The following is a 4,634-nucleotide window of genomic DNA, read 5'->3' on the forward strand; positions in this document are numbered from 1 at the left end:
ACTCGAAAAAGAAGCTATGCAGCAGGAAATGATAGAGAATATCAAGGAACACGCTGCAGAGAGCCAGAGAACCAGTGCTGATACCAAAAGAGCTATTGCAAGAAGAGAACGTGCAGAAGCTGACAGCATGGGAGCAGAGGATGCCCAGAGAACTATTATTTCTGAGAGTGCATCTATGGAGGATACGCAGAATGCTGTTAATTCTGAAATTACGAATATCCTCAATAAGCTGAGCTTACTTTCAAATGATGTTAAGGGCAGCGCTGTTGACAGTCAGATATAAGAATGCTATTCATGACATAGATGATGCTATTGGTGACATTAGTATTATCTGATAAAGGATTGATGCCGAAAGGAAAAAGAGAAACCCTTGTGATATTCACAAATCATGTACAAGGAGGTAGATGATTATGGCAGGAATCAATATAACTTCAGTGAACAGACAGGTAAAAGACATTAGTCAGGAAATATATGCTGCAAAGTTGCAGCGTGACGAGGTGCAGTCAAAGTCTGTGAACAAGGATGAGAGCAGTGGCTTACAGAACGCTGTCGCCGATAAACTAAGTGATAAATCTAACATAAATACTGCTTTCTCAGATACGGCAGCTACTTTGTCTATTTCTGCTTTAGGTGCTGAAGAATTGGAAAAAGTAAGAGATTCCTGGAATAATCATCCTGTCAGCGCGTTATATGAAAAAGACATACCGGTAAGCAAAAATGCAGAGGGGGTATATAAAATTGGCGGAGCTTCATTTAATGATGAGGAGTTATCTGCAGCAAGAGATTTGATAACAGGTGTCGGAAGTCAGTTAAAGAATGGATATCTCAGTTACAGAGATTATGCAAAGATGGAAGTAGCGCATAAGGTTGTTGATAAATGTGCTACTGAAGGATTTAATGAAGCTCAGGCAAAAGCTATTAGCCGGGCTATGAAAGACTATAATCATAACCTGATCAGAACTCAGGAAAGGATGCTGGCAAATAAGAAAACCAAGACCAATGATGATCCTGAATCCGGAAAATATTTTGGCATTGAGGTTCATGTGCCAAATGAAGTAAGAAAATCAACTAATGAGTATGCAAGCACAGATATTGCTACAAACAATGATCTTATTAATAAACTTCGTGATAGTATAAAATCACTTGATATAAACGATAAGGACTCAGTATATAAGTATAAAGCACAATATGAAGAAATAATGAGACCTGTATACACGACTCAATATCCTTTGCAAAGGAATTCAGATATTGACGATATTATATCCAAAGATGTAAATGAGATATTGAAACTGAGCAGTAGATTGTAGACAAAGAAATTTAAGAAAAATATAGCAGTTAAATAATTGACTTTATCTCAGGAAATATGTATTATGATGATACAAACAGATGACTAGAGCATCTGTTGACTATGAAGTGTAAATCCCTACTGGCAGGGGGATACATGGAGTCTATGGGCGGGTTTAGTGTGACAACCGCGAGCCAGTTAGGCGTAAGCTGAAAAGAAAACACTTATAATTAAAGCCTCGACGTTACTGTCGGGGCTTTAATTATGGAGGTATATGTGGAAGTAGTAAATAAGATTAAGAAAAACGCAGATGCATACAATAATCTGCTTGGTATAGAGTATTATTTTTGTCTTGGTTATAAGGGAAAAGGATTTGAAGTCAGAGTTCATTTTTCTAAGGAAGAGTTTCATCATCTTGAAGGAATTGGTCAGTTACGTGATTTGAAAATTCACAGTGAAAGTGGAAATAGAACCTTTGATATGGCTTTAACAGGAGATGTTTTAGAAGATGAACTGAAAAAATCTCATTTTTACCAAAGTGGATGCGTTCAGAATAAAGTGGATTATCTTTATCTTCTAGAACGGATATTTGACGAAGACAATATAGTATTTAGATTCAGAAAATCGATGAAAGGCAGTGGTAAGATAGAAGCTGAGTTGTTTCTGACTTCGGAGTTGGAGAATGGACAGTTCTTTGTATATCTTGATAGAGTCGAAGAATCTGATGAAGAATACTACTGTAGGTCATTTGTGGCTAACCCTGAATTTGATAGAACGCAAGGACATGTAAAGCTTACTACCCTTTGGAAAGAAAAGATAAATTTTGAGACTGGCGAGAGAACTGTTTTGTATAGGTATAAAGATTTCTCACCAGATCAGCTAAATATGTGATGCAATGATTATTGAAGAATATAGTTATTCATTGATGACGAGGAAGATGTTTGACCAGTTGTTTGACCTTTCGGTCAGTCGGTGTTGTCAAACCTCCTTTCCATGCGGGTTTTGGCATTTTTACAATCGTGTTCGAATCACGTCACTCCGATTGCATTGAAAGCCGCTTGTTTAACGGCTTTTTTATTTTCACTTTTCAAAAAAGTGACCAAGTGAGTGACCTAATAGGACACCTTATTCTGCAGATAGCTTTCTTTGGACATGGTTTCAGCTTTTTAACGGAAGAATGATATTTAAGTGGAAGATATCGTTCTCCGTATTTGTGTTGAGGGCTCCTTCGAACTTGTCTACAAGCAGCTTGATGCTCTTGATTCCATAGCCGGTTCCGGCACTGCCGACGTCTCTGACCGGCAATTCATCTTCAAAGACTATATTTCCTTCATAATAATTCCAAATATGTATCACAACAGAATCACCAAATTGCTTGAGGCTCACATCTATGAGGCGTTTGTCGGAATTGGTGACCAGATCCGCAGCAGCTCTTGCATTGTCGATGGCATTGGCAAACAAAAAATACAGAGACATACTGTCATATTTTCCAAGGCAATCAGTGTAGCTGACGCAGTTAAAGCGGATGTGCTGACGGGTGCAGAGAGTGCTCATGTTGCGAAGAAGTACATCCAGAACGTCATTACCTGTTTTAACAAGAGGAGAGAAGTTGGAAACGGATTCTCTTATGGGACCAAGATCAGGAAGATCTAGATTTTCCTTGTCGGCGAGTCTCTCAATACGGTCAAGCATATGCTTGAGGTCGTGGGTCTGCACACCGATGAATTCTACCATTGTTTTCCACTGTTCGTACTGCTTTTCCGAGGCAGTAAGAAGCTCTTTTACAACTAGAGCCTCGGCCTTCTGCTGTTGCCATCTGTAGAGATAGAGCTGGATGACAAGGGCAAGGATACAGCATATGATCGCATAGATACAGGATGCTGCCTCATAAAATATGTTCCCTCCCGGATGATCGGCAATCAGTCTGTTAACTCCGATGCAGGTTATGATGATAAGAACGGAAACGGCATTTAAGCGCATGGAGCTATTCTGAGGTTTGTAATGCCTTGCAAGAAGAAGATAGGTAAGAAGATAAACTACAAAAACCACGCACAGATCTGACAGAATATAGAATGACGAGAACCATGAAAGCTTACTAAACGCAGGTATGAGCATGAAAAGTGTAAGCACCTTATTTGCAATGTGCTGCGTAGCAACTCCGGCTATACAGGCTGGGAAAAGAATCAGAAACGGAGCGTCAAAAAGAATACAGATTCCTAGTATACTTACTGCGATCACAATAAGAAGATACATAAGTCTGATGAAAGTGGATGCGGTCTGATAAAGGTCCACAAAGGACATCAGAAAAACAGAGATGATGAGAAAAGAAATGAGCTTTGGATAAAACAAAGCTCGTTTTTTTAAAGAATATACGAATAAGAATTCTGCGATAAAAATTTCAAGAAAGTAACCAACTGCTCTATAGCTGTTTAACCAATCAAAGATCATTTATATCCCCCTCCAAGATACATGTTAAGCTGCTCCATAAAGGCCTTCTTCTTAGAACGGCCTATTTTTATCCTGTCACCGCCAACAGCGATCTCATCTCCGTACAGCCCTGTAACATAGGAAAGGTTAACCAGGGCGGAGGCACTGCATCTTGCAAAATTGCATCCGGACAGCTCATTTTCTCTTTCACTTAAGCCACCATAGGAGTCTATGACGCCGTCAACAGTGTGGAACATAAGATCATGGCCCATTACATCGATGTACATTATATCATTGGAAGAAACTATTCTTGTTCCCTCTTTTTCTTTTATCTTAACAGGCTGACCGCTTCTATTTGAAAGGAGCTTGATCGCTTTGTCAATTTTGACAGAAAGATTGCTGTAGATGATGGGTTTTAAACAGTAATCAAGAGCATTCACACTGTATCCCTCAGGGGCGAACTGAGGCATGTTGGTCACAAAGAACAAGATGACTGTATCGTCGATATTTCTCAGTTTCCTGGCGGCGTCCATACCGTTCAAAAATCCTTTTCCCAGGTCAACATCCATAAATACGATGTCAAAAGCTTTTTTGTAGTTATCCAAAAATGTTTCGGCCTTATTGAAAATTTGGGTATTAAAAATAAAACCCTTCTCAGATCCGTATCTTGAAAGGCATTTTTCAAGGAAAGAGGAGTACTCGTTATCATCTTCCACAATGGCTACAAGTAATTGTTTCATAGGCTTATTGTACAGCATTCTATAGATGATTGTAAATTACGCGGGAGTTTGACAGTTGAATGAATAAATTATACCTTGCAGGCCGCTTGTGGTCTGCATTTTTTATGTCAAATTTTATGTTTTTATATATGGTATTTTATGGTATTGTGTGGTATAATAAGGCATGGAGGATTGTTGGGATG

General features: G+C 39.0%; 5 protein-coding genes. 3 read left to right on the forward strand and 2 right to left on the reverse strand.

Annotation, left to right across the window (positions count from 1 at the left end; translation table 11 throughout):
• The 3 genes from NXH67_RS06480 to NXH67_RS06490 form a co-directional block, all read left to right on the forward strand.
• On the forward strand, nucleotides 1-283 hold a 283-nt coding region (locus NXH67_RS06480), incomplete at its 5' end, for a hypothetical protein (protein WP_272796813.1).
• Between the two features lie 127 nt (nucleotides 284-410).
• The gene (locus NXH67_RS06485; protein WP_272796814.1) at nucleotides 411-1,307 is read left to right on the forward strand and encodes a hypothetical protein; all 897 of its coding nucleotides are present in this window, start codon (nucleotides 411-413) and stop codon (nucleotides 1,305-1,307) included.
• A gap of 254 nt (nucleotides 1,308-1,561) precedes the next feature.
• On the forward strand, nucleotides 1,562-2,176 hold the full coding sequence (locus tag NXH67_RS06490) for a PBECR4 domain-containing protein (RefSeq protein ID WP_022780027.1): 615 nt from the start codon (nucleotides 1,562-1,564) through the stop codon (nucleotides 2,174-2,176).
• 267 nt (nucleotides 2,177-2,443) lie between these two features.
• Here the strand turns inward: NXH67_RS06490 and NXH67_RS06495 are convergent, their stop codons facing one another.
• Both NXH67_RS06495 and NXH67_RS06500 read right to left on the reverse strand, forming a co-directional pair.
• Entirely contained in the window at nucleotides 2,444-3,733 is a 1,290-nt protein-coding gene (locus NXH67_RS06495; RefSeq protein WP_272796815.1) for a GHKL domain-containing protein, read from the reverse strand.
• A complete protein-coding gene (locus NXH67_RS06500; protein WP_272796816.1) occupies nucleotides 3,730-4,452 on the reverse strand; it encodes a LytR/AlgR family response regulator transcription factor in 723 nt (240 codons plus the stop codon). Before NXH67_RS06500 ends, NXH67_RS06495 begins: the two co-directional genes overlap by 4 nt.
• Nucleotides 4,453-4,634 lie beyond the last annotated feature (182 nt).

The sequence above is a fragment of the Butyrivibrio sp. DSM 10294 genome (assembly GCF_028539135.1).
In the GTDB taxonomy this organism is placed as follows: Bacteria; Bacillota; Clostridia; order Lachnospirales; family Lachnospiraceae; genus Butyrivibrio.